Here is a 24479-nt window from a genome sequence, read left to right on the forward strand (position 1 = left end):
GCGTGCCATGACGAAAGCGATAACGATGAAAAAGATATTGATACTGGGCGCAGGCGGCCAGGTAGCGCAGTGGGTCATCCGCGCCTTCGCGGGCCGTAAAGACTTCGCCTTGACGCTGTTGCTGCGCAATCCCGGCAAGCTGCCAACGCCAATCCCGGCCAACGGCAGCGTGCTGGCCGGTGACGTGCTGGACCAGGCTTTGCTGCGGAAAACGATGCCCGGTCATGACGTGGTCTACGCCAATCTGGTGGGCGACGACATGGAACACCAGGCCAACAGCATCATTGCCGCCATGCGGGCCTCAGGTGTCGAACGCCTGATTTTCGTCCTGTCGATGGGCATCTACGATGAAGTTCCCGGCAAATTCGGCGAGTGGAACAACGCCATGCTGGCCGAAGACCTGAAACCATTCCGCCGCGCCGCCGACGCCATCGAAGCATCGGGCCTGGCATACACCATCGTGCGCCCAGCCTGGATGACGAACGAAGACGAGGTCGACTACGAACTGACCACGCGCCACGCGCCATTCAAAGGCACCGTGGTGTCGCGCAGGAGCGTAGCAGACCTGATCGCCAGCATCATCGAAACGCCAGACCTGCACCGGCACGCCAACCTGGGCGTGAACAAACCGAATACGGACGGGGATAAGCCGTATTTCATGTAGCTGGTGAGCCACCGGCGACAGCGGCGCGCAAAGGGCCAAAATCGCATTTGCGATTGTCTAAGCTGCAAAACGGGGGATTTGACAAATCCATCCATAACTTCGCATAATTTATATTATGTCAAATGGCTAAAAGAGTGCAGAATCAAAGCAGTACATGTAGTTCCTCGAAAAAGTCTAGCATAGTACGCCGACAGCATTATGAGTACTCCCGCGACAGCATTCTAGGTACTTTGGGGTTTCAGGCAGAAAAAGATCAACTTGCTGTCGTGAATATCTAAGGATGAAAAAGATCAACTTGCTGTCGCACGGTGTCTCGACGAATCGACATTTTTGCGATCTTTACGTCTTGTCCGAATGATTACGTAAGCACCAGTGTTGATTTGCACTGAAATCTGATCCACTTCACCCGTAATGGAATAACCAGCGCTTCGTTTTGCCCCATGCCGCGAAGACGCACATGGAGCAAAACGGTCTTCTACGATATTTTGCGAACCGCTTGCTATCAGGGCAGCATCTGGAATAATATTGATTAAGGCGTCCGCCTGAGTCCAGCGGCTCAAAAAAGACGGAATTTCAGTCACCGTACTACATACATCTTTTGATCCATGTGCGTCTTCGCGGCATGGGGCAAAACGAAGCGCTGGTTGTTCCATGTCAGATATTCTGGAGAACACACATGACTACCAATTTTGGCGCTTTAGCCTATTCCATTCGTGTCGCCTCGCAAATCCGAGGCAAAGCCATCAAACTGGGCCACGCTCAACAACTTCTTGCTGCTGCCTTCGGCTACGGTAGCCTGGCAGGATACCAGCACAATTTGACAGCACGACGCGAGCCTGAGCAGATTGCATCAAACTGCCATCTAATTTTGGACGTGACGTTCCTACGAATGCGTAGCGACGAGCTGGAGCTGGACTTCGATGATGCAGCCCTTGTCGACTTGATAGCGGTAGCGTTTGCCACCCAACCACGTGGCGCCCGCGTATACGATTCAGATGATGCTTTTTTCAATGAGATTCACGACACGGTTCAGCAGGTGGTGCTCAACGACGACAATGTGTCGAATCATACATCTGATATGAATACCAATGGCGTGTCGGAGATTTACATGCCATTTGATTTCTCGTTCAACGTATTGCCTGAGATCGGCGAAAGGTTTGAAGTCGAGATCGCTGGCCATCTGTCCATGATTCCGGATGAGGAGCGCCCGTACTACGGCAACAAGGTAGACGTCGTTGCGGAACTGAGCATGGACCGTATCGGCCGCCGGATGATTTCTGATGTCACGGTAAGGATTCTGTCTGCGGAACCTGATGACAGCTGGGCAGACGATCAGCCACGTGGCCCGCTGCGTTCGCGCGCTGAAGCGTTTGGCGAGTTGCTCAAGATAGACCCTGCACTGCTGGTGCATCTCAGCAACTACGAAACTTGGAACGACACGGGCAATAGTGGCGAGGGCTTTTATGGTTACGTCATCGACTTCGCCAATGCCGACCCAGAGTCGGTCGTGCAACTGATCCAGGCGAAGCACGGTACTCTAACCTTTAACGTCGAGCCTAACTTCTTCGAGGATCTCGAGTCAGAGGAGGACTAAGCCATGACAATTAAGACGTACCTGAGGCGCCCTCCTTTGCTTAACAGAGAGCAGTATTAACCCACATCTATAAAGAGACTCGACCTGTGCCGAGTCTCTTTTTGCCTATCTGCCGGAGACAGGCACCTGTCGATGGTCTGCCAGCCCATACAGATCACATCGGCCTAAAACGCATTCCGCTTGCCAGCAAAATGGATGTAAAATATTTTGTACACCACAAAAACGGCAACTCATGAACCTCTACGAAGTCGGCAAAGCAGTCCGCGTCCGTCGCTTAGCTCTTGGGTTGACGCAGCTACGCCTGGCGCGGTTGGCTGGTCTGTCGCGCCAGACGGTGCAGCAACTGGAGGCTGGAACCATTGCCGACTTAAGTTTTGGACGCGTGGTGAAACTGCTGGGGGTACTCGGACTCAGTTTTACCCCGCCAACGATCCAGGCCAGGGAGAAAAAACGCGGTTTATGGATGGCGGCAAAAAACGCGAGTGTCAGCTACAAGGGCGAGCTGACCAGCGAGCAACTGCGGCAGGCCCTGGCTACCGGACAGGTGCCGACCAACCATCAATCGCAGTTACTGCACTTCCTGGACGAAACTCCCCTGCAGGTGGTGGTGATGGCGATCGAGGAAACCGCGCATCTGGAAGCGGTTCCACCGGCGCACATTTGGGCGCGCGTTGCCCAATTGACCCGACAAGTAGGTAGTGTGCGCAGCAATCTCTGGCTATAAACGATCAGTACATGCGGCAGCTTAACCGCCAGAGCTACTTCTCTCCATGATGGAACCTTCGCAGTGCGATTGACTCTTCAGCCTGCGCCCTTTCGCTGTCTCGCATAACTTCAAGCTCCGATATGTACTTAATGGCAAAGGCCCGAATATGGTCATTTGGATCTTGGAGCCAGTCCAGCACCTCAAGGCGTTTCCTTTCATATGCCTCAGCCATTCCATACTGTCCAGAGACTACGCCGGTGCTCTGAAGAGCTATCTCGACAGCATCGACAAGTGGATTACCTGGAGGTAACCGTTTGATGAGTTCCCTAGCGACTGGATAGATGAAGGTCTCTCCACTATATGCGCGCAGGACACCGGCCACAAACTCCAGCTCTGTATCACCGCCCTCGCGAACTAATTGCACAAGCGCTCTCTGAAAAGGTTCTGGGAACTGTGGGAAAATGACCTGAAGGAGCTTTGCGCCCCTGAATGCAAAGAGTGAAGAGTCTTTGCGATAACAAGCCAAAACTTTGTGGGTCACCATTTTAGGATGAATTGCGAGAAGATCTTGAAGTCTGTGGAATTGGAACGGTAACTCCTCATATTCTTCACCTTCCTTCTCCGCGACTGTTTTGGCGTGTTCATCTGACTCATACAACCGTGTGCAGAGGAAATCCACGACCTCGTGCGGCTCATGCTCAGCAATTTCTGCTAGCAAGCCCTCAGCTTGATAGTCGATTTGCAGAAGAAAATGCAGGTTTTTCAGGACGTCATGGCGCTCGATTGGTGATAGGCTCGCGACCATTTCCTTTGCCTCCTTCCGGAACCATGTCTCCCTAACCCAGTTCGCATCTCCAAGCTCAGTGAACTGAGATATGACACGTAAGAAAAGTGCCTTCAGTTCGCCGCGAAGCTCCTCCGTTTCAAATCTAGCAATGGCTACAGAAGCGATCTGGCGCAACACGTATGTGTCCTTGAGTTCCGTCGCTTTTTTCAGCAATTGCTCGAGAAGCTGAATATCGACATCCTTAGTTGACAAGAAAATCTTGGCGCACGCATACAACAAGGTTGTGTCCTCTAAATGTGCCTGACGTACCCATCCCTCTATGAGCGGTCTGACCTCATCACGCTTCGCACTATCCCAAAGGCCGCGAAGAATCGGAATCAGGAATTTTGATAGCGCGTCTGAATCTTTAATAAGCAAGTTCAGCGCGAATTCCGGGTATGAACTTGATACATCCGCGAGGAACTCGTAGAAGATTGGAAAAGTCGCCAGATCATTAGACTCAGTCTTGGCGAAAGAAAGGATCCTTCGTCGCCATTCCTCGAACCCCTCTTCCGCGACTCTAGACGCAATGACACGCGCTTGCTTCAGTCTGAAATCTTGGGTCCCAAGAGCAAAGGACTCGTCCCTCTTGGCTGTCGACCAATCACCGAAAACCCCCTCAAAGCCTACGAGTGTCTTATAAATTATGTACTCTTCATTTGCGTCAATGGAGGCCTTCACATTAAGCGCAGCTGCTCTAACATCCTCGGATGGGTTGCGATAGTGAATCCAATAGCTATCGTGCTCCACCTTCTGGACTATTTGAAGATCTTCATCTTTGACTATGTAAGCAAAAAAGGCCAGCACTTCCTGCGCATTTTCAGAGATCATGGCAGCATACTCCTTGTCCACAGCTATCTTGCTCTGAGCGCGCGTGGCAATCTCTAATGCCCTGATGACAGCAAGTTTCTGCGACTTAGTTTCGCATAGGCCATATAGCTTTATGAGGAGTTTAATGCTTCGTTGTCGGACGGCTAAGACACTTGCATCAGCCGGCGTCGCGGCACGAGATAAGGTCATTGCCGTCGATGACCACCTTGCAGACTCCATTGATGTCGACAGCACTCCTTCTAAAAGAGTGAGTACTCCTTGGAGGAGGAACTGCAGTTCCATATCACTCTTCTGCTCGAGGCTATTAACGACCGACAGTTGTGGTGAAGCTCCGATCCCGCCCCCGCCGCCGTCCTCGTTTCCGTAGTAGACCGACAGGTTGTACTTTGCCAAGCTGCTCAATGCAGTCAAAGCGTCTTTGAGGACAGACTTGTCGGTGTGCGTCGAGGCCCAGAGCAAAGTTTCGACGACAGCAGGCGTCTCTAGGTAACGTAGCGCAGAGAGCACTTCAATTCCTTTGGATATCAAAGTGTAGGCATTCCGGTATTTAAACAATGTGTGAACTAGAGCGTCATACTCTTTCGGGTGCACCAAGTGTCGGGCTTCGACCGAGCGAATGAAGCCGTCTATGACAGACACAGTTTCCTTGCTCCTACGAAATCCCACCGTAGCTAATACCTCAATGCCAAATGCCAGAGATTCGTATTCATTTCCTTTCATCAGAGTCGCGCATGCTTGTTCGACAGCTCGACCGACGGCCTCTTCAGCGGCCGGGGTGCTTGACTGGGCCAAGCGAGCTAAGATTTTGATGCGGGTCGCAAAATCCATTTCGTCAGTCCCCCAGTCCGGTCAGCTTGATCATCTCTGGCTCAACCAGCATTGCTGCTACTTCCATTAGGCGCCCATCGACAGCGAGGTAATTGTGACCGGTATCATGAATCAATCCTGCCATGGCCAATCGATCCAGTGCATTCCTAGCCGCCTCAGCTGCAATATTCGATTGCAAGAGTAAGTCAATCACAGTCCGTTTGTCCGTGCTTTTCAAATAGCTAACGAACCCCAATGCTTTTATGTCGATGAGGGAGAACGATTTTGTTTGTGCCGCGAAGAGTCCTTCGAGTTCGCCGGCTGCGACGTCTACCGGCTGAGGAACGTCGTCAATAGCGTCCTTTGGGAGCACTGGGGCAAGCTGCTCAGAATGCATGTATGCTTGAATGATTGGATGATCATCAACGGGTAGATCGGCTCCAGTCATGGCAGCGATGTCAGCAAATCGATCTTTCAGCGCGTTAACCAATGGCATCAATGTAGGATTCTTTGTGGTGCTATATGCAGTCAAAAATAGCCCCCTCTCTTTAGCCTCCCTTTCCAGCTCGGTTGCAAGGACTCCGTCATTGAAGAATGCGGCTTCGTCACGTGAGAGCAACATTACCTCGGATCCTTTAGGTAACGTGAGTAGACTCTCCCAGATCAGGCAATCCTTATAACCGTGGTCCGTCTTGGAGGTAGGTCGAATCCCATTGATCGAACGGTCAGCCGCCGCAACTTTGAGTTCCTGGGTGGTTGGGATGGTATGGATGATGTCTTCGAGCTGAGCCAAGATGTCCAGCGCCTGAGCTTCGCCGAATAGAGACTTAGGGAGAAATCCTCCCATACCATATCCACAGAAAGTCTTCAGTTTATCCAGCTCTTTCGTTGCCTTTTGGAGCGCGTCCTCTCCAGCTTGAATGAACTGGGTAATATATTCCATCCGGAGAACTTCAGGCACCAACAGCTTGGCCTTCTTAGCGCGTAGCGCGGCGACAAGAAAGGGCCCTCCTTTTTTACGGAAAAGGTGTGCATCACGAACTGCCGCATTGGTATCGCACAAAACATAGAGCTGTCTATTATCTGCCATAAATAACATCATGCCACAAATGGCAATATAGCTGTCACTGTATTCCACGGGCCAATCAAGCTCAAGTTTCAACCACCGTTTCGAGTGCATCACCTCAATCCCTAAGTGGGAAAGGTAGAGCGTTTACATAATTGCACGACTCTAGACAAGTAGGCACATGAGGTTAAGTCGTTGCTGCCTCTGCCTTCAGTTCAATTGAGTTTAGGCCTACGGCCACGCAAATCACTAATGATTTCGTGTTGTGAGGCGAGCGTTATTTGCGCTGCAATTAATGCTGTTTCCAGGGTTCTTGCCTGGATCGACAACACCTCTGTATTTGCAGATGACTGCAGCAACTGTTCCCTGAGTGCCTCGATCAAACGCTCGTTGCCGGCAACCTGTGCAAGCATCACTTCGACCTGTCGCGCCGTGCTTTGGCTGGTTGCAAGCCGATCGTTGAGTTGGCGCCCTCTGGACTGCTCGTCATAGAGGGACTTCTCAGCGTGCGCGAGCGCAGCAACGAGCCGAGCACCTTCCTGGTTTAAACGAGTCGATTCTTCCTGTTTTTTCACTACAGCTTGCTGTTGCTGCCGGAACTCCGCCTGCAGTTGTTGTAGCTGTTGCTCGTGGCGGCGCGCCTCCTGCTCACGCTGTTCTTTGACGGATTGCCTGTAGTGTTCCAAGGAGTTACGTGCATGGGCATGTTTTTCTTCCAGCGATTGTCGGTATGCCTCGTTTTCGGCCAGGCGTTCCTGGAGATCAGCCACCTGCTGTTGCGCAGTGTGACGCGAAATGGATTCTTCTTGCAAGCGCATATTTGTGTCTTCGTGCGCCCGCCCTACTTCCTCGCTGTAAACCTTGGCTTGGCGCAGTTGATCTAGCACCGAAGCCAATTCCTGTTGCAAGCCAGTTACGATCCCGGAATGTTCCCGCTCCCGCTTAGCAAAGTCTACCTCAATCAAGGCAATACGTTCACTCGCCTCCTCCTGCAATCGCGCCGCCAGGCGCGCCACGAGGTCTTGTAACGCGTCGCTGATCGGCGCCTTGTGGCCGTCGCGCCCCCCCTCCTCCGCTTCCAGTTCTTTTAGATATTTATGGATAGTGGTTTTGGAGCCAGTGTTGCCCAGAGCAACGCGCACTGCATCGACCGAAGGGTGCCGCCCTTGCGCAAGTAACGCATCACGTGCTTTTTTAACATCGGAATAATAGAGTCCAGCACGTGCCATAGCGCCTCCACGAAATAAGATAATGCATTACATACCATGTAATTACATACCATTTTCGGCGAAAATCAAGGTGAGATTCTTCTTGAAATTGAGGCCGGATAATGTATTCTTATCCTGTGCTAGGCCATGTTTTGTGCAGTTTTGACCAGTGCACCTGTACATTTAGCCTGAACGCCAGACAAACGCGGCACCGCTCCTTTTGCCAACGACCTCATTACTGCCCTTGCCCGGATTCCTTCAGCTTTGCTTGCCATGTCTGATATCGATCGCTTCCTGCAGGCCGCTACTCGCGAAAATACCCGGCAGAGCTATCAAAGCGCGCTCCGCGACTTCGAGGTGGAATGGGGCGGGTTTTTACCCGCCACGCCTGACAGCATTGCGCGCTACCTGGCCCATCGCGCCGACAAACATGCCGTCAACACCCTGCGTCAGCGTTTAGCTGCATTGGCCAAGTGGCATCTCGATCAAGGCTTTCCAGATCCGACCAAGGCACCCGTGGTACGCCAGGTTTTGCGTGGCATCCAGACCTTGTACCCGGCCCAGGAAAAGCGGGCAAAACCCTTTCAGATTGATCAACTCATGCTAGTCGATCGCTGGTTGACGGCCAGCGCTGACGCGGCACAAGCGCAGGGAGCACTGGGAGCCGAATTGCGGTACCGTCGCAACAAGGCGTTGTTTCTGCTCGGATTCTGGCGTGGGTTTCGCGGCGACGAGCTAACCCGCCTGCAAATCGAGCACGTTCACACTACTCCAGGCGAAGGGATGACCTGCTTCCTGCCGCGGACAAAAGGGGATCGCCAGTTTAAAGGCGGCAGCTTCAAGGTGCCACTTCTATCGCGCCTGTGCCCGGTCACCGCTTACGAGGAGTGGGTTACTGCAGCGGCATTGCCGGCCGGTCCTGCGTTCCGCGCAATTGATCGCTGGGGCAATATCCGCCCTACCGGCCTCAATATCGACAGCCTGGTGCCGCTCCTACGCACTATCCTGCACGACGCCGGCGTGGACGCGCCTGCTCTGTATAGCGCGCACTCGTTGCGGCGCGGTTTTGCCAGTTGGGCAACAGCCAATGGATGGGATCTCAAAACGCTGATGGAGCACGTAGGCTGGAAGAATGCCCAGTCCGCCTTGCGCTACATTGACCGGGGGGATTCGTTTAATCGGCTCCGCATCGAGCAGAACCTACCTCGTCTTGAAGTCAAGTAACCGGCCTTCTTCGGCCAGACCACAAGCGGCTGCCGATTCTTGCTTTGACCTGAGACATGGCTGTTCATGGCTGGAATGCACTCGACTAGGCGGGACTTACCGGAATGAAGTGATGTGTTTGGTAAAGGCCACCAGCTTGAGTACTGGTCTGATGCATAAAGCCAGCTGAAGATGTCGCGTACTGCTCTGTCAATGCGTCAATTCGTACAGGGTCATCGCCGGTAAAAATATATTTTTTGGCCATCACCACCGTGCGACGATTAAATTCGCGCACTTCATCGCTTGTAGCCAGCAGCTCTGAATGCGGCCCTGGCAGGTGGTCCAATTGCAATAACAATCGGCTGCTCAGCGGAAACGACACTTGAACTCCGATCGTGGCGGGGCCGACGCCCTGCTGATGCAATTGGGGATCCGGGTGGTACAGCGCAACAGGTTGATCTGAAGTCGCAAAGGAGTCACCGAAAGGCGCCTCATACAATGTCATGCGCATTTGATAGAGTATCTTCAAAATCTCTTTATTGGTTGCCGTTTTAAACATGACGCGTAGGCGTTCGGCGTTGGATACTTCAATGGTGATGTTTTCTACAGCTAATACTTTTTCATAGCCGGTAGGACGTGTAGGGAGCTGACCTTTCCGTTCAAGTTCCTGCAACTGTAGCCGTAGCGCTTCTTGCTTCGAGTTCCCAACATGATCTTTCACGGCAGGAATTCGCATTCGCATGAATGCCAATAAATCGACCAGATCACGCCGCGTTTCTTCAGCTCGTATACCATTGAGATGCACTACCTTGAGCGTAGCACTCTGCAGCCCTTCCAAGCTGGCCAGAGACTTTTCAAGAAACTGTGGGTCCGCTACGCCCTCAGTGTCATTCGTGTGAAAATTTTTAAGATATCCCACACTATCTACCGTACCAGGAATCACCTTCGACTCCTCTTTGTATATCTGAAAGATCGCGCATTGGTTCGGCGAAAAACCGCGCAGATAAAAGCGAGGCAGATAGTGATGTTTTTTTTGTGGCTTGCTCGTTTTACCCAATCTGCAACTCCCAGTACCCCACATCAATCCACTGGTCGAACTTGCGGCCAACGCGCTTAAACATGGCCACCTTCTCGAATCCCAGAAGCTCATGCAAAGCGACGCTGGCGTCGTTGGGCTGTGCGATACCGCCAATCACCACCTGCAGCTGACGCCGACGCAATTCGTCGATTAAGGCAGCATAAAGCTGGCGGCCGATGCCTTGTCCGACACAATCGCGTGCCACATACACCGTGGATTCGACCGAAAACCGATATGCGCTGCGAACTCGCCAGGGTGTAGCATAGGCATACCCCAATACCTGCCCATCCCGTTCGAAGGCAAACCACGGCAGTTGCGCGCCGACCGAGCTAATGCGCTGTGCCATTTCATCCACATCGACCGCTTGTTCTTCAAATGTGATGGTAGTGCTACCAACGTAATGGTTATAAATCGCGGCAATCATGGCAGCGTCGGAAATAGTTGCGCTTCGGATCATCTTGTCGCAATCGATATTTAGCTGTTGGGAAATGAGGTGCCACCTCGCATCGAAGGCACCTCTTACGGCATCTTATCTTACTCCAATAACAACATATTCAGCACCTTCTTTCTTGATGTCGACATGTACTTGCTTTCCGACCACTAGTTTGCCAAACAGAGTCTTGTCTATTACTGTGAAACCCATCGTCATTGGTGGCCAGTTCAGACTTTGAATCGCTTCATGCGCCAAGATCACCTTGCCCTTGGCCGCATCAACTTCCTTGACCGTGGCGACGGCGCTGTGGGTGATTGTAGGACGCTGGCTAGCGTCCGGAGCGCCTGTCTTTTCTGCGCAATCCTTGGTCGCCATACCCTTCATAGCCTGGCAACCTGGCCGTTCCATTTTTCCGTCTTTCACTGCCATTGGCGCTTGTGCAAACACCGGACCGGCAATACACATGGCCAGTAGCAAAGGGAGTTGTAAAGTGTTTTTCATGATGGTTCCTTTGAGTAGCTAAAAAATAGATTTCCTCCCACAAGCTCTCTCAAGCTGCGGGCACCTTGCGCCTGCCTAGTGCGCAACATCTGTAGACAACCGCTTGCCCATTGCCGCTCGCATTGTCTTACGACGAATCAACAGGTAGACCGCTGGCACGACAAACATCGACAGCAGCGGCGCCGTGATCATGCCGCCCACCATCGGTGCGGCGATGCGCTGCATCACTTCCGATCCTGTTCCCGTCCCAAGCATCACCGGCACCAACCCGGCAATGATGACGGCCACCGTCATGGCTTTCGGCCGCACGCGCAACACAGCGCCTTCGCGGATGGCGTCCAGCAAGGCCGCCTCGCCGTGCGCGCCCTGCGCCTGTTTCGCCTCCCATGCCTGTTTCAGGTACAGCAGCATGATCACGCCAAATTCTGCCGACACTCCCGCAAGTGCGATGAAGCCCACGCCGCTGGCCACCGAAAGGTGGTAGCCCAGCAGCCACAGCAGCCAGATGCCGCCCGCCAGCGCAAACGGCAAGGTCGCCATGATCAGTGCGGCTTCGTCGACGCGGCCGAAGGTCAGGTACAGCAGCACGAAAATGATCAGCAAGGTGGCGGGCACGACGATTTTCAACTTCGCCGTGGCCCGTTCCAGGTATTCGAACTGCCCCGACCACGTCACCGAATAGCCGGGCGGCAACTTGACCTGCGCAGTGACCGCGCGCTGCATCTCCTGCACGGCCGAACTCAGGTCGCGCCCGTGGATATCCACGTACACCCAGCCGGACAAGCGCGCGTTCTCGCTTTTCAGCATGGGCGGACCATCGTCGATGCGAATGGAGGCCACGTCGCCCAGGCGTATCTGCGCGCCCCGCTCCGTCAGCACGGGCAGCTCGCGCAGTTTCTCGACGGAATCGCGCAGCTCGCGCGGGTAGCGCACGCTGATGGGAAAGCGCTGCAAGCCTTCCACCGTTTCGCCGACGTTCTCACCGCCGATGGCGCTGGCGACGATACTTTGCACATCAGCAATATTCAAGCCATAGCGGGCCGCCGCGTCGCGGTCTATCTTGATGTCGACATAGCGCCCGCCGTTCAGGCGCTCGGCCAGCGCCGAGGACACGCCGGGTACCTGTTTGACGACATGCTCGATGCTGGCCGTGATGCGGTCGATTTCCTGCAAGCTGGCGCCCGCCACCTTGATGCCGACGGGGCTCTTGATGCCCGTGGCCAGCATGTCGATGCGGTTGCGGATGGGCGGCACCCAGATATTCGTCAGGCCCGGCACGTGCACGGCGCGGTCCAGCTCCTCGACCAGCTTGTCGGGCGTCATGCCGGCCCGCCACTGCGCGCGCGGTTTGAACTGTATCGTCGTTTCGAACATTTCCATCGGCGCCGGGTCCGTGGCCGTCTCGGCACGGCCCGCCTTGCCGAACACCGTCAGCACTTCCGGCACAGTCTTGATCAGGCGGTCCGTCTGCTGCAGCAGTTCGGCCACCTTTCCCGCGGCCAAGCCGGGCAAGGCCGATGGCATGTACAAGAGGTCGCCTTCGTCGAGCGGCGGCATGAATTCACCGCCCAGGCGCGACATCGGCCACGCCGTCAGCAGCACAGTCAGGCCCGCCAGCAGCAAGGTAGTTTTGGGACGCCGTAATACCCTGTCCAGCAAAGGGCGGTACAACGCGATCAGCCAGCGGTTGAGCGGATTGCCGTGCTCAGCAGGGATGCGGCCGCGGATCAGATAACCCATGAGTACCGGGATCAGGGTGACGGCTAGGGCGGCGGCGGCCGCCATGGCATAGGTCTTGGTGAACGCCAGCGGGGCGAACAGTCTGCCTTCCTGCGCTTCCAGGCTGAACACAGGAATGAACGACAGCACGATAATCAGCAAGGAGAAGAACAAGGCGGGGCCCACCTCGGCGGCAGCGTCGCCGATCACGTTCCAGTGCGTTTCACCCTGCAACTGCTGTCCTGGGTGCGCGTCGTGCCAGGCTTCGATATGCTTATGTGCGTTTTCAATCATGACAACGGCAGCGTCAACCATGGCGCCGATCGCGATAGCGATGCCGCCCAGTGACATGATGTTGGCGTTAACGCCCTGGTAATGCATGACGATGTAGGCGATCAGGATACCCAGCGGCAGCGAGACGATGGCCACCAGCGCCGAGCGCAAGTGAAACAGGAACACGGCGCAGACAAGGGCCACGACGATGAATTCCTCGATCAGCTTTTGCTGCAAATTGCCCACGGCGCGCTGGATCAGGCTGGATCGGTCATACACGGACACAATCTCCACGCCGGGCGGCAAGCCCGCTTTCAGTACGTCCAGCTTGGCTTTCACGGCGGCAATGGTTTCCAGCGCATTCTTGCCCGAGCGCATGATGATCACGCCACCCGCCACTTCGCCCTCGCCGTTCAGTTCCACAATGCCGCGCCGCATTTCCGGCCCCAGCTGCACCGTGGCCACGTCGCCTAGGCGTACTGACACGCCCGCGTCCGTCGTTGTCAGGGGAATCTTGCGGAAATCATCGAGCGACTGCAGATAGCCCGAGGCGCGCACCATGTATTCCGCCTCGCCCAGTTCCAGCACGGCGCCACCCGTTTCCTGGTTGGCGCGCTGCAAGGCGGCAATCACTTTCCCGTGTGGAATGCCGTAGGCGCGCAGCTTGTCTGGATCCAGCACGATCTGGTACTGGCGCACCATGCCGCCAATGCTGGCCACTTCCGACACGTTCGGTAGCGCCTTGAGCTCGAACTTGAGGAACCAGTCCTGCAGAGCGCGCAGTTGCGCCAGGTCCTGCTTGCCGCTGCGGTCGACCAGCGCATACTCGTAGATCCAGCCCACGCCCGTGGCATCCGGCCCCAGCGCCGTCTTCGCCTGCGCCGGCAGACGCGACTGCACTTGACTCAGATATTCCAGGACGCGCGACCTTGCCCAGTACGGATCTGTGCCATCCTCGAACAGGATGTAGACGAAGGAATCGCCGAAAAAGGAATAGCCGCGCACGCTTTTTGCGCCCGGCACCGATAGCATGGTGGTCGTCAACGGATACGTGACCTGGTTTTCGACGATCTGCGGCGCCTGTCCCGGATAACTGGTGCGCACAATGACTTGCGTGTCGGACAGGTCGGGGATCGCGTCTAGCGGCGTGTGCGCCAACGACCAGACGCCCCAGGCCGCCAGGAAAATAGTCGCCAGCAGGACGAGGAATCGGTTGCCTATGGACCAGCGTATCAGCTTGGCAATCATGGCTTGCCTCCTTGCATCGCCGGCATCACCATACTGCCAGCAGAGGCGGAGGCTGGCCGGATGGCCGTGATGACGAAGCCGCCCTGCGCGCCCTTGCTGAAATCAAAGTCCACCTTATCGCCCACGCGGAGCTGTGCCGGCAAACCGCCCGACGGCAGCTTGAACGCCATCGTCATTGGTCCCCATTGCAGCGACGCGACAGGGCCGTGCGAAATGGTGATGTCTTGCGGGCCGACCTGCTCCACCGTGCCCGCCGCGTGATGTTGCGCCACGGCGGGCGTCGCGTCGGCCGCAGGCATGCCGCCCATGCGCGTGATGGTACCCTTCAGGCTGGCTTCGGAATCGACGAGGAATTGGCCCGATACCACCACTTTCTGCCCGGCAGCCAGCCCTGTACGGATTTCCGTCATGCCATTGCCCTCGGCACCGGTTTGCACCTCGATCGGAGTAAAGCGGCCGCCCTCCCCGGCCAGCATGACGACCTTGCGCGTACCCGTCTGAATTACAGCTTCCGAGGGCAGCAGCAGAACGTCGGTAGCCGCCCCAGGCGCGAAATTGAGCGTTGTAAACATGCCGGGCAACAACTGGCTGCCAGGATTGGCCAACTCGATGCGGGCCGTCACGGTGCGGGTAGCTGCGTTCACTTCAGGCAAGATCACGCTGACCTTGCCATGGAAAACCTTGCCGGGCAGCGCCTGCGCGCGCGCTTCGACCGGCGTGCCTGGACGCACCGTGGCCGCAGTGCTCTCGGGCAGTTCGGCGTTGACCCACACGTTGGCCAGGCCGTTGATGCGGAACAACGGTGCGCCGGCGGTGACCGTCATGCCTTCGCGGGCCGCCAGCTCGGCAATGACGCCGCCGATGGGTGCCGTCACCGTCAGCCGCGCGTGTACGGTGCCGCTCGTTTCCACCAGGCGGATCTGCGCCTCGTCCATGCCTGCCAGGCGCATGCGCTGGCGGGCTGCATCAGCCAGGCCAGCCGCACCATCGCCCCGCATGCGGCGGGCGGCGAGGAATTCTTCTTGCGCGGCGATCCAGTCCGGTACATACAGTTCAGCCAAAGCCTGGCCTTTGCGCACGGGGTCGAACGGCGCGCGCACGGCCAGGCGCTCAAGGAAGCCGCCGCTGCGCGCCTGCACGACGGCCACGTCACGCTCGTTGTAGGCCACGTTGCCGACGGCCGCCAGCGGTACGGACAGTGCGCCCGAAGTGACGAGTGCCGTGCGCACGCCCAAATTTTGCTGCACGCGGGGATCGATGCGGATGCTGCGGCTGTCATCGTTGGCGGCATCGCTGTCTGCATAGACAGGAACCAGCTGCATGTCCATGAACGGTGATTTGCCTGGTTTGTCGAACTTCTGGCCCGGCACCATGGGGTCGTGCCAGTACAGCGGCGTCCTGCTGCTGGCAACTGCCGGTGCAGCGTGGGTGCCGTTGGCAGCGCCGAACTGATAGGCGGAGTAGCCGATGGCGGCAAAGCTGGCTGCCAGCACGGTGACAATGGCGAGTGTTTTTTTATTGCTCATTGCGGGTGCTCCAGGTCTTGCTGGGTGTCAGGAAAGAGGAAACGTAGTTGCGCCCAGCGCTGGGCAGTGTCCATCTGCAGTCGTACCAATTCAATACGTGCATCCATCGTGCCGCGCCGGGCGGCCAGCACGTCGGCCAGCGTGCCTTTTCCACCCCGGTAGGCTGCCAGGGCAGCTTCGCTGCGCTGTTCCAGCACGGGCAGCAGTTGCCGCGTGTAGCGCTCGGTACGTTCGCGCCCATTCTTCCAGGCTATGAGTAAGGCATGGGTGGTGGCGGCATCGTCGCGCATGGCTTCTTCGCGCTCATCCTTCGCCTGCTCGGCCAAGGCCAGTTTCGCCGCCAGGTCGCGGTCCTGGCGTTGCGGCCGGTCCCACTGCAGGGGGAGCGACAGGCCCACGGAAAGCATGTTGCCGTAGGCGCTGCCGCGTTGCTGGAAGGCTACCTCGACGCTCCAGTCCGCATGACGGTTCGCCTGCGCCAGTTGCACATCAGCTTGCGCTGCCTCTTCCTGCCGCGCCAGCACGGCGATCTGCGGGCGGCGCGTGCTTTGCGCGTCGATCATGGCCGGATCGAGGCCGATGTTGTCCAGGTCCGGCAAGTCGGATTCTGCCAATTCACTTTCGGATCCCGTCCAGCGGGCCAGCGCATTGGCAGCCACGTCGAGGTCACGCCGGGACTGACTGCCGCGGTCTTCCAGCGCAAACAGGGCGGCGCGCGCGGCCAGCAGATCGGCCTGGCTGCCGCGCCCGCCGCGATAAGCGGCCTCGGCAGCATCGATTTCCTGGCGCGACAGCTCCAGCTGCTTGGCCAGCACGGTGGCCACCTTCCGATTGTAATACACGTTCAGCCAGGCGATGGCTGTCTCGCGCTCGATGGCGGCCAGGGCCACCTGCTTCTGTGCCTGTGCCTTGCCCGCTTCGCGTTCCTGGCGAACAGCGCGCCAGTGCAATTTATCGGTGCTGGTCAGTTCCTGCGCGATGCCGATGCGCCGCATGGTCATGGCATCGCTATTCAAATTAAAGCGGTCGTGGCCGCTCAGGGGAAGGTTGTCGATGCCAGCCTTGAGGACGGGATCGGGCCGCTGCCCAACCGCGATGGCCATTTGCTGCGCGGCGGTCACCGCCTGGTCTTGCGCAGGCAGCTGCCGCGAGCGGGCGACTGCCTGCCGCAGCGCCTCGTTGAAAGTCAGTGGATGCGGCGCGGCCGCTGCCAGCAAGGGCAATGTCAGGGCGAATGCAAGCGCCGTCTTGCGCCAAGGGCGAAGACGCGCTGCGCGTGCGTGCGTCTGCACGCAGTACGAGAGTGACATGGGATCTCCAGAATGCAATGGACAATAGCGTCACGCCAAAGATGGCGAGACGGCAACGTTCTAGGCAATCTGCAGTGTCAAATGCGGAAACAGCAATGGCGGATGGCGATGGGCGGTGCGGTTGAGCGCGCCAGGGCCACGTCCGAGGGTGGCCGGCTTTCCTGCAGGATGGGTGCGTCAACGAGCATCCACAGCAGCGGCACGACGATGGCAATGAAAGGTGGCAGGTCCGCGCCGTGTACCTTGTCCAGTGTTTGTCTGGCGGCATCGCCATGCGTATACACATGGCACAAAGTCGATTGATCCGTATCCATACCGGTGCAGCCTGGCATGTCCGGCATGGCTGTCATCACCGCATGCATTGATGCAGCCTGATTATTCCCTGATAGAGGCGCGCCCGGACACAGGTACGCCGCGGCAGCATGCTGCATGAACAGCATACTGAGTATCGCGACGAATGTCGTCAATAAGCGCATGGGGCGAGAAGTCTTCATCAACGCTCTGTAAGGGATGCTGCTAGCCTAGTTGGGTACAGGTCAACAATTATGAGACCTTTTTGTTAGTCAGACTGTAATCGTTCCAATGGAGGGAAGGTCAAGCTTTTTCTGTACGTCGCTATATTTGCTGGGCATGCCAGTAAATTCAAGTGTATCTGTTGATTCGGCATCGTGTTGGAACCGCATGGCCAGCAGCCGTTGCTGGACGGTAACCTTACGGCGCATCTCTTTGTGCCGGATTCAACATAAATGCCATTGTTGGCCCATTTTGACCGGACAGGATGCGTTCACGTTTTGCCGCGGCCGCCCACCAGAGCAACTGCGAAAAGGTGCGCTCGATATAGGAAACCCAGCGCATGCTGTCGACTTCGGGCGCAAAGCTGCCGTCGGCGGCGAAAACAGTGTGTGCGGCCGGAATGTGAACCATGGCCGAGACGGGCAAACAGCCCAGCTCGGACAGAAAAGCGCGCATGCCCACAGCCGCGCGCACGCCACCCCACTGCCCTGCCGAATAAGTCACGATGGCACTGGGCTTGAACGCAAACAGGGAACTGCCAAAATGGTTCAGTAGATGCGCCAGCGCCGGACTCATTGAATGATTGTATTCAGGGCTGACCATCACATACCCATCGGCGCTGGCAATCTCACTGGCCAGGTGCTCCAACGGCAAGGGCGCGCGTCCTTTCGCATAGGAAAAGTGCGGTTTGAACACATCACCCAGGTCGTAATCGAATGGATCGATGAGCACCACGTCGTGGCCATCTTGACCGCACTGCGCCGCGCAGGCTTTGGCGACACGCTCGCCCAGACGCGCTGGCTGCGGCGGCGTGCTGGTGCGTATCGACCCGAGAAACACCAAGATTTTCATGCTGTCCTTTCAAACCAGGAATTCGACTGAATCATCGTACAGTGGCGGCCCGGCATGCGGGCCGCGATGAAAACAGCTTATTTGACTGGCGTTTCGTGATCCATAGCTGCCATAGCAAGGGCGCGCACGTCGGCCGGCATGGATTCCTTGCGCTCGCTATAGCGGCTGGTCAGGTAATCCGAGCGGTCGCGCACCACTAGGGTGAATTTATACAGTTCTTCCATGACGTCGACCAGGCGGTCGTAGTATGGCGACGGCTTCATGCGGTCATTCTCGTCGAACTCTTGGTATGCCTTGGCAACGGACGACTGGTTCGGGATTGTCACCATGCGCATCCAGCGGCCCAGCACGCGCAGGCCATTGACGGCGTTGAACGATTGCGAGCCGCCCGACACTTGCATCACCGCTAAGGTACGCCCCTGCGTGGGACGCACGCTGCCAATTTCCAGTGGCAGCCAGTCGATCTGCGACTTGAACACGCCCGTCACGGCGCCATGGCGTTCCGGGCTGCACCAGACCTGCCCTTCCGACCACAGCGACAGCTCGCGCAATTCCTGCACCTTGGGATGGTCGGGGCTGACGCTGTCGACCATGGGTAAGCCATGCGGGTCGAAAACCCGCGTTTCAGCGCCGAAATGCTGCAGCAAGCGCTCCGCTTCCAGGGTCAGCAAGCGACTAAACGAGCGTTCACGCAGCGAGCCGTAGAGCAACAGAATACGCGGCGGATGCCTGGCCACCGTCGGTGGCGCAAGTTTATCCAGGGTCGGCGTATCGAGGTGGGCCGCGCTGACGTTGGGCAAGTTATGCATGATGAATCCTTTCTTGATTAGCTTAGGCGCAGTGCCAGTGCCGCCAGGGTCACCAGCAATACCGGCAAGGTAAGGATGATGCCAACGCGGAAGTAATAGCCCCAGGAGATGTGAATCTTTTTACTGTCGAGGACATGCAGCCATAGCAGGGTCGCTAGGCTGCCGATTGGTGTAATCTTCGGGCCTAGGTCGCTGCCAATGACATTGGCATAAATCATCGCCTCGCGTACGGCGCCCTGCGCCGTGGTCGGATCGATCGACAAGGCGCCGATCAGCACCGTTGGCATATTGTTCATGATCGAGGACAGAACAGCCGTCAGCACGCCGGTGCCCATGGCCGCGCCCCACACGCCATATTGAGCAAAGTGATTCAGCACGCCAGTGAGGTAGCCGGTCAGGCCCGCATTGCGCAAGCCGTAGACGACCAGGTACATGCCCAGTGAAAAAACGACGATCTGCCATGGGGCATTGCGGATAACTTCGCGCGTGGGTATCACATGGCCTTTGGCGGCGACGGCCAGCAGCAGTGCGGCGCCGACGGCGGCCACGGCACTGATCGGCACGCCCAGGCTCTCCAGCCAGAAAAAGCCGATCAGCAGCAGCGCCAGGACCAGCCAGCCAGCCTTGAAGGTCGCCATGTCGCGGATCGCGGCGCCGGGGCGTTTGAGCTGGGAGACGTCATAGTCTTGCGGGATGTCCTTGCGGAAAAACCACATCAGTGCAAGCAGGGTCGCTATCACTGCCACCGCGTTGACCGGCACCATCACCGCCGCATACTCGGCAAAGCCGATCTTGAAATAGTCGGCCGAAACGATATTGACCAGGTTCGACACCACCAGCGGCAGGCTGGCCGTGTCTGCGATAAAGCCGGCCGCCATCACGAACGCCAAGGTCGCCTTGGCTGAAAACTTCAGTTCCAGCAGCATGGCGATCACGATAGGTGTCAGTATCAGCGCGGCACCATCGTTGGCAAACAACGCAGCGACAGCGGCACCCAGCAGGACCAGCAAGACGAACAACTTGCGGCCGCTGCCACCGCCCCAACGTGCCACGTGCAGCGCGGCCCACTCGAAGAAGCCGGCCTTGTCGAGCAGCAGGCTGATGATGATGACGGCGATAAACGTGCCGGTGGCATTCCAGACGATGTGCCAGACGACGGGAATGTCCGACAGCTGGATGACGCCAGCCAGCAGCGCGACGCCAGCGCCGATGGCCGCGCTCCAGCCAATACCCAGGCCACGCGGCTGCCAGATAACCAGTACCAGAGTCGCCAAGAAAATCAGGAAAGCAGTCAACATACGAGTACATCCTTGGGGGCAGCCGGGGCAAAGACACTGGAAATGTTGTCGAGTTCAGCTTTCAGGCGTACCGGGTCATGCCGCAGCTGCTCTAGCGGCAAGGCGAAGAAAGCTTCGATGCGCGCGCGCAGAATGCCATACGTCACCCGGAAAGCAGCGTCCTTTTCTGCGTCCGTCCCCGTGACATGGCCGGGATCGTCTACACCCCAGTGGCTACGAAGCACTGGGCCCAGGTAGGCCGGGCACGTCTCGCCAGCGGCGCTGGCACACACGGTGATGACGATATCGGGCACGGAAGGTAAAGCGTCCCAGGACTTGCTGTAATACCCATCGGTGGAGATATGCTCCTTCGCCAACAAGGCCAGTGCTCCTGGATGTAGTGCCCCGGCTGGATGGCTGCCGGCGCTCAGCGCATGCCATCCAGCCGGCGCCAGGTGATTAAATGTGGCTTCAGCCAGGATAGAGCGGCATGAGTTGCCGGTACACAAAAAAAGAACGTTCATGATGTTATCGAAAAATAGTGAAAAGTAAGGCTTGCCCGTCATCTACGGGCATGCCGGGGCGCACGTCCGCTAGACGGAGCTTTGGCCGATTGCCTTGATCTCATGCTGGATCGCGTTTTTTTCGAGCATGTGCAGCGGCAAACTGACGAAAACGTTCATCCGGGTCATGATCTGCCGGAACACCTTATGGAATACCTCGCGCTTTTCTGCGTCAGTGCCAGTAGCTGCAGCCGGGTCTTCGAAACCCCAATGCGCCGAGAGCGGATGACCTGGCCAATATGGGCAGACCTCGCCGGCGGCGTTGTCGCACACAGTAATGATGAAATCCATGTGCGGTGCGTCTGCGGTACCGAATTCATCCCAACTCTTGCTGCGCAGTTTGTCGAGCGGATAGCCGGTCGCTTCAATTTGCTCAATGGCGAATGGGTTGACGCTACCGCCCGGGTGGCTGCCAGCCGAAAATCCGCAGAAGCGGCCTTTTCCCATGGTAGAGACAAGCGCTTCTGCCATCACGCTACGGGCTGAGTTGCCGGTACAGAGGAACAACACGTTGTACACTTTTTCGGTCATGACGACTCCTTCAATCACTGCAGTGGGGGTGGGGTTCGAAATAATGAGTTGTCTGGCTCAAGCGACGTAGCAGGCTGCACCTTGCTCGGTGGTGCAAGGTGCACCGCCGCAGCAGTTCTCGGTCAAAAAGCCGATCAGGGCATTCATGCTTTCGATATGCGCGGCATAGATGACAAAGCGTCCATCCTGACGCGACACGATCAGGTCCGCGTGTACCAATTCCTTCAAATGAAATGACAGCGAAGATGGTGGAATGCTCAGTTGCTCTGCAATCTTCGTAGCAGCCATCCCTTGCGGTCCGGTCTGTACAAGTAAACGAAAGATCGACAAGCGCGACTCCTGTGCCAGTGCCGCCAGCGCGACGATGACATTCTTGGTTTCCATGCGCCCTCCTCTATTCAATAATTCTATAATAGTCGAATAATGGAATTGATGTAAACCTGTTTTTATACGTACGAGATGCCAAGTATCGTTCCTATTGTGAGCCTTGCCCATGCAAGACCAGCCAGTATCCCAAACAGCGCACCCTTCGCACCACCTCCCAGTGGTACGTTGACGTCGACCGCGGTGTCAGTCCCGGTTTCGGTCGTGTTCTGACGTGGACGGAGTGTAAAATCGAATCGCTAGCCAATAGTGGCGGGAGAGATTGGAGTCGGCATGAATTTGGGCGAATTCAAACAATCGGTTGACCAACAAATTGCGGAAGTTGAGCGGTTGGGCGACGACGTCAATGCCATCTTGGCGCACATAGGGCTCGAGCGCGAAGGTGCAATGGGGCTTGCGGAGGCATCAGATGCCATTGATCTTGTTGCGCAGGGAGTCTTTTCCGCAGGAAAGACAGGCGCATGGGAACGTTGCCGTGGCCTTTGCCATGAACTGATTCAGCGCAATGTCATCGAAGGGGAACCCCTCTCTCCGTATATCCATATCGCCACATGGACGCGCGACCAAAACCGCGGCGAGACCTCTCCTTCACGGGGAATCGAGGGCGATTGGAGCCTGGCGATCAAATGCGCCGTCGCGGGCAGAAGAATTAAGGAGATGCGCGGATACCAAGAGCACGATAGCGTCTTGTCAATTGGGTATAAGACTTGCGAAGAGGGAGCCCGCGCCGCCAAGCGGCTTATGGCATGGGGATTCTCATTCGAACGGCGCGATGGAGTTCTGCACTTTGAGTCGGAATCCGAGCACCGTATCTTGGCGGAAATAGATCGCCGAATCGAATCGTTCGGCGGCTTGGCACTCGCGCGCCGTATATTTGGTGCCATCACAGGCTCATACGATCCCGCCCAAGAACGCCACCATGTCACGCGGCGCCTCACCAATTCGGGAGATGGGAAACCGCAGATGCCTTTTGGATATCTACTCCAGCTTGCTGCCAAACATCCCTTGGGACGCAGGCCTTTGCGCAAATCGCCTCAACACCTGGAACGCATCGTGGAGCTCGCCACAGACTACGCCGCAGTCATGGAGGTTCAGCCGTACTGGATGGAGCATTTCATCGGCCGTGACGCCATCGCCATGTTTCAAGCACTTAGGGAAATCGCTGTCTACGACACGCTCTTTTGCCTACCGCAGTTGCGCCCGCGAGATGCGTTAATGATCGCCGAAGGTATTTTGGATGGCGTCCACGTACCTGTCCCTTTGGGCTCTGGTTGGACGATGGCCGACGCTTTCACGGTCGCGCGCGCCATTGTCGAGAGCTCGACTGGCACGAGGGGGCCGCAATCGATCGATTTGGCCGACATCGCGCGCCGCTGTCCAGGAATGTCCCAAGAAACCATCTTCCAGACGCTGTGCGATGCTCTCAGTCATTCCGAGGCCGGAGCCAACCAAGGCTTGCTCAATCCCACTTCTGCGGAGCTAGCCGATGAGCTAAGTGGTCCCGGTATCGACTTCTTTGACCGTCCGCTTTTAAACCTTGGAGGAAGCCGCTTTGAACTGCTCGACCGCTCAATGTGCGGCCCCGCTTTCATCAATGCCCTGCTGGCTCCCGCGGAGAGTTTGATCGCGGATTTCCGTAGCAAGCATGCCGGAGTCGGCGTCGAAAAGATGTTGAGGCGCAGCTTCGAGGCGCGTGGAGTCACAACGAAGGCTGGAAAATACTTCGTTGGAAGAGAAACCTTTGACTGCGATCTGATCGTGGAGACCGCCGAAAAGGTCATTCTCTTCGAGGTCAAGACAAAGGCCCTGACTGCGACTGCGCGCGCAGGTTTCGACGTGTCGGTCATACTCGACTTGGCCAAAAGCGTCTTGCGAGCCCAAACCCAAGCGGCGCAGCACGAACTTCGGCTAAGACGAGGCGAGATATTGAAGTTGACGGAGGCGGACGGGACAACGCACGAGCTGAGCTTGGCGGGACGGGATGTGGAGCGGGTGGCGGTCAGCCTCCCCGACTTCGGAAGCTTCCAAGACCGCCAAGTCCTGATGGGTTTTTTGCACAGCCAAATGGAGGCGGAATATTCAGTCAGCGCCTCCCAATACGAGGACGAGTTCAAGAAATTCGCGAAGCTCCTGGTCAAATTCAAAGAGGTGGAAAGCCAGCTATACGCGATGCAGCCTGAGTCGATCGCACCCTTCCATCACTGCTGGTTCCTTAGCGTGCCGCAGCTCTTGATCCTGTTGGACGAAACCAGCGACGCCCAGTCGTTTTGGGAGACTCTGCGCAGTACCCGCGGAATCCATATGGGCACCTTGAACTTCTACTACGAGCATGCCCGTTTCAAGGCAATGAAGGAGGCTGCGGCTCGGGAGCTCTGGGCAGCGGCTGCGATTGACTGAGCATTCTGAACCGATTTGGTTTTCAGTATCAAATGCACTGTTAGATTTCAGCCAGGAATGAGGCCTCGTTCTAAAAATAAACGAGCCCATTTTGCATATGCCTGGGACATTGTTCTTCCCCGATACTCGAAAAGTAGTAATCCCGTACTACCAAGTAAAT

22 protein-coding genes are annotated in these 24479 nt (G+C 56.9%); 5 read left to right on the forward strand and 17 right to left on the reverse strand.

Annotated elements, in window-relative coordinates:
• Positions 1 to 7 precede the first annotated feature (7 nt).
• Positions 8 to 664, forward strand: a complete 657-nt coding sequence (locus ACQ4WQ_RS10900; RefSeq protein WP_436496926.1) for an SDR family oxidoreductase — start codon at positions 8 to 10, stop codon at positions 662 to 664.
• Between the two features lie 290 nt (positions 665 to 954).
• On the opposite strand, the gene ACQ4WQ_RS10905 is transcribed toward ACQ4WQ_RS10900, so the two are convergent.
• A complete protein-coding gene (locus ACQ4WQ_RS10905; RefSeq protein WP_436496928.1) occupies positions 955 to 1317 on the reverse strand; it encodes a hypothetical protein in 363 nt (120 codons plus the stop codon).
• 23 nt (positions 1318 to 1340) lie between these two features.
• On the opposite strand from ACQ4WQ_RS10905, the gene ACQ4WQ_RS10910 reads away from it, so the two are divergent.
• Together ACQ4WQ_RS10910 and ACQ4WQ_RS10915 are read left to right on the forward strand one after the other, a co-directional pair.
• Entirely contained in the window at positions 1341 to 2258 is a 918-nt protein-coding gene (locus ACQ4WQ_RS10910) for a hypothetical protein (protein ID WP_436496930.1), read from the forward strand.
• 232 nt (positions 2259 to 2490) lie between these two features.
• The gene (locus tag ACQ4WQ_RS10915) at positions 2491 to 2982 is read left to right on the forward strand and encodes a helix-turn-helix transcriptional regulator (RefSeq protein WP_436496932.1); all 492 of its coding nucleotides are present in this window, start codon (positions 2491 to 2493) and stop codon (positions 2980 to 2982) included.
• Positions 2983 to 3016: 34 nt separating this feature from the next.
• Here ACQ4WQ_RS10915 and ACQ4WQ_RS10920 read toward each other — a convergent pair whose 3' ends face one another.
• The 3 genes from ACQ4WQ_RS10920 to ACQ4WQ_RS10930 all read right to left on the reverse strand — a co-directional run bounded on the left by ACQ4WQ_RS10920 (position 3017) and on the right by ACQ4WQ_RS10930 (position 7723).
• On the reverse strand, positions 3017 to 5449 hold the full coding sequence (locus ACQ4WQ_RS10920; RefSeq protein ID WP_436496934.1) for a hypothetical protein: 2433 nt from the start codon (positions 5447 to 5449) through the stop codon (positions 3017 to 3019).
• 4 nt (positions 5450 to 5453) lie between these two features.
• The gene (locus ACQ4WQ_RS10925) at positions 5454 to 6566 is read right to left on the reverse strand and encodes a PIN domain-containing protein (protein ID WP_436496936.1); all 1113 of its coding nucleotides are present in this window, start codon (positions 6564 to 6566) and stop codon (positions 5454 to 5456) included.
• A 143-nt stretch (positions 6567 to 6709) separates the two neighbouring features.
• Positions 6710 to 7723: a DNA-binding protein gene (locus ACQ4WQ_RS10930; protein WP_436496938.1), complete on the reverse strand. Its 1014-nt coding sequence runs from the start codon at positions 7721 to 7723 to the stop codon at positions 6710 to 6712.
• Between the two features lie 252 nt (positions 7724 to 7975).
• Between ACQ4WQ_RS10930 and ACQ4WQ_RS10935 the strand changes: the two genes are divergently transcribed.
• The gene (locus ACQ4WQ_RS10935; RefSeq protein WP_436496940.1) at positions 7976 to 8926 is read left to right on the forward strand and encodes a tyrosine-type recombinase/integrase; all 951 of its coding nucleotides are present in this window, start codon (positions 7976 to 7978) and stop codon (positions 8924 to 8926) included.
• Positions 8927 to 9011: 85 nt separating this feature from the next.
• On the opposite strand, the gene ACQ4WQ_RS10940 is transcribed toward ACQ4WQ_RS10935, so the two are convergent.
• The 13 genes from ACQ4WQ_RS10940 to ACQ4WQ_RS11000 form a co-directional block, all read right to left on the reverse strand.
• Positions 9012 to 9962, reverse strand: coding sequence for a DUF4238 domain-containing protein (locus tag ACQ4WQ_RS10940; protein ID WP_436496942.1), 951 nt, complete (start codon positions 9960 to 9962; stop codon positions 9012 to 9014).
• Complete coding sequence (locus ACQ4WQ_RS10945; protein WP_436496944.1) at positions 9955 to 10440, reverse strand: arsinothricin resistance N-acetyltransferase ArsN1 family B; 486 nt, start codon at positions 10438 to 10440, stop codon at positions 9955 to 9957. The genes ACQ4WQ_RS10940 and ACQ4WQ_RS10945 overlap by 8 nt, the downstream gene beginning before the upstream one ends.
• 72 nt (positions 10441 to 10512) lie before the next feature.
• A complete protein-coding gene (locus tag ACQ4WQ_RS10950; protein ID WP_436496946.1) occupies positions 10513 to 10917 on the reverse strand; it encodes a copper-binding protein in 405 nt (134 codons plus the stop codon).
• A 75-nt stretch (positions 10918 to 10992) separates the two neighbouring features.
• Positions 10993 to 14157: an efflux RND transporter permease subunit gene (locus ACQ4WQ_RS10955; RefSeq protein ID WP_436496948.1), complete on the reverse strand. Its 3165-nt coding sequence runs from the start codon at positions 14155 to 14157 to the stop codon at positions 10993 to 10995.
• Positions 14154 to 15683 carry an efflux RND transporter periplasmic adaptor subunit gene (locus ACQ4WQ_RS10960; protein ID WP_436496950.1) on the reverse strand — a complete coding sequence of 510 codons (1530 nt, stop codon included), beginning with the start codon at positions 15681 to 15683 and terminating at the stop codon, positions 14154 to 14156. The genes ACQ4WQ_RS10955 and ACQ4WQ_RS10960 overlap by 4 nt, the downstream gene beginning before the upstream one ends.
• Positions 15680 to 16993: a TolC family protein gene (locus ACQ4WQ_RS10965; protein WP_436496952.1), complete on the reverse strand. Its 1314-nt coding sequence runs from the start codon at positions 16991 to 16993 to the stop codon at positions 15680 to 15682. The genes ACQ4WQ_RS10960 and ACQ4WQ_RS10965 overlap by 4 nt, the downstream gene beginning before the upstream one ends.
• Before the next feature lie 77 nt (positions 16994 to 17070).
• Positions 17071 to 17487 carry a hypothetical protein gene (locus ACQ4WQ_RS10970; RefSeq protein WP_436496954.1) on the reverse strand — a complete coding sequence of 139 codons (417 nt, stop codon included), beginning with the start codon at positions 17485 to 17487 and terminating at the stop codon, positions 17071 to 17073.
• Between the two features lie 217 nt (positions 17488 to 17704).
• Positions 17705 to 18358, reverse strand: coding sequence for an NADPH-dependent FMN reductase (locus tag ACQ4WQ_RS10975; protein WP_436496956.1), 654 nt, complete (start codon positions 18356 to 18358; stop codon positions 17705 to 17707).
• A 77-nt stretch (positions 18359 to 18435) separates the two neighbouring features.
• Entirely contained in the window at positions 18436 to 19170 is a 735-nt protein-coding gene (arsH, locus tag ACQ4WQ_RS10980; RefSeq protein ID WP_436497405.1) for an arsenical resistance protein ArsH, read from the reverse strand.
• Between the two features lie 14 nt (positions 19171 to 19184).
• On the reverse strand, positions 19185 to 20465 hold the full coding sequence (locus ACQ4WQ_RS10985) for an arsenic transporter (RefSeq protein WP_436496958.1): 1281 nt from the start codon (positions 20463 to 20465) through the stop codon (positions 19185 to 19187).
• On the reverse strand, positions 20459 to 20968 hold the full coding sequence (locus ACQ4WQ_RS10990) for an arsenate reductase ArsC (protein ID WP_436497407.1): 510 nt from the start codon (positions 20966 to 20968) through the stop codon (positions 20459 to 20461). The genes ACQ4WQ_RS10985 and ACQ4WQ_RS10990 overlap by 7 nt, the downstream gene beginning before the upstream one ends.
• 69 nt (positions 20969 to 21037) lie before the next feature.
• Positions 21038 to 21538 carry an arsenate reductase ArsC gene (locus ACQ4WQ_RS10995; protein WP_436496960.1) on the reverse strand — a complete coding sequence of 167 codons (501 nt, stop codon included), beginning with the start codon at positions 21536 to 21538 and terminating at the stop codon, positions 21038 to 21040.
• A gap of 57 nt (positions 21539 to 21595) precedes the next feature.
• Positions 21596 to 21922 (reverse strand): ArsR/SmtB family transcription factor, encoded by a 327-nt coding sequence (locus ACQ4WQ_RS11000; protein WP_436496962.1) that lies wholly within the window; start codon positions 21920 to 21922, stop codon positions 21596 to 21598.
• 273 nt (positions 21923 to 22195) lie between these two features.
• Here ACQ4WQ_RS11000 and ACQ4WQ_RS11005 point away from each other — a divergent pair, with 273 nt between their 5' ends.
• A complete protein-coding gene (locus tag ACQ4WQ_RS11005) occupies positions 22196 to 24319 on the forward strand; it encodes a hypothetical protein (protein WP_436496964.1) in 2124 nt (707 codons plus the stop codon).
• Positions 24320 to 24479 lie beyond the last annotated feature (160 nt).

The sequence above is a fragment of the Janthinobacterium goodfellowi genome (genome assembly GCF_051380695.1).
Taxonomy (GTDB): Bacteria; Pseudomonadota; Gammaproteobacteria; order Burkholderiales; family Burkholderiaceae_D; genus Janthinobacterium.

Bases quoted from the DNA above. Each gene is read 5' to 3' on its own strand.
- ACQ4WQ_RS10915 (WP_436496932.1), top strand. From the start codon at position 2,491: ATGAACCTCTACGAAGTCGGCAAAGCAGTCCGCGTCCGTCGCTTAGCT.
- ACQ4WQ_RS10960 (WP_436496950.1), bottom strand. From the start codon at position 15,683: ATGAGCAATAAAAAAACACTCGCCATTGTCACCGTGCTGGCAGCCAGC.
- ACQ4WQ_RS10995 (WP_436496960.1), bottom strand. From the start codon at position 21,538: ATGACCGAAAAAGTGTACAACGTGTTGTTCCTCTGTACCGGCAACTCA.
- ACQ4WQ_RS10935 (WP_436496940.1), top strand. From the start codon at position 7,976: ATGTCTGATATCGATCGCTTCCTGCAGGCCGCTACTCGCGAAAATACC.
- ACQ4WQ_RS10955 (WP_436496948.1), bottom strand. From the start codon at position 14,157: ATGATTGCCAAGCTGATACGCTGGTCCATAGGCAACCGATTCCTCGTC.
- ACQ4WQ_RS10930 (WP_436496938.1), bottom strand. From the start codon at position 7,723: ATGGCACGTGCTGGACTCTATTATTCCGATGTTAAAAAAGCACGTGAT.
- ACQ4WQ_RS10965 (WP_436496952.1), bottom strand. From the start codon at position 16,993: ATGTCACTCTCGTACTGCGTGCAGACGCACGCACGCGCAGCGCGTCTT.
- ACQ4WQ_RS10985 (WP_436496958.1), bottom strand. From the start codon at position 20,465: ATGTTGACTGCTTTCCTGATTTTCTTGGCGACTCTGGTACTGGTTATC.
- ACQ4WQ_RS11000 (WP_436496962.1), bottom strand. From the start codon at position 21,922: ATGGAAACCAAGAATGTCATCGTCGCGCTGGCGGCACTGGCACAGGAG.
- ACQ4WQ_RS10970 (WP_436496954.1), bottom strand. From the start codon at position 17,487: ATGAAGACTTCTCGCCCCATGCGCTTATTGACGACATTCGTCGCGATA.
- ACQ4WQ_RS10950 (WP_436496946.1), bottom strand. From the start codon at position 10,917: ATGAAAAACACTTTACAACTCCCTTTGCTACTGGCCATGTGTATTGCC.
- ACQ4WQ_RS10920 (WP_436496934.1), bottom strand. From the start codon at position 5,449: ATGGATTTTGCGACCCGCATCAAAATCTTAGCTCGCTTGGCCCAGTCA.
- ACQ4WQ_RS10975 (WP_436496956.1), bottom strand. From the start codon at position 18,358: ATGAAAATCTTGGTGTTTCTCGGGTCGATACGCACCAGCACGCCGCCG.
- ACQ4WQ_RS10900 (WP_436496926.1), top strand. From the start codon at position 8: ATGACGAAAGCGATAACGATGAAAAAGATATTGATACTGGGCGCAGGC.
- ACQ4WQ_RS11005 (WP_436496964.1), top strand. From the start codon at position 22,196: ATGAATTTGGGCGAATTCAAACAATCGGTTGACCAACAAATTGCGGAA.
- ACQ4WQ_RS10905 (WP_436496928.1), bottom strand. From the start codon at position 1,317: ATGGAACAACCAGCGCTTCGTTTTGCCCCATGCCGCGAAGACGCACAT.
- ACQ4WQ_RS10945 (WP_436496944.1), bottom strand. From the start codon at position 10,440: ATGATCCGAAGCGCAACTATTTCCGACGCTGCCATGATTGCCGCGATT.
- ACQ4WQ_RS10990 (WP_436497407.1), bottom strand. From the start codon at position 20,968: ATGAACGTTCTTTTTTTGTGTACCGGCAACTCATGCCGCTCTATCCTG.
- ACQ4WQ_RS10910 (WP_436496930.1), top strand. From the start codon at position 1,341: ATGACTACCAATTTTGGCGCTTTAGCCTATTCCATTCGTGTCGCCTCG.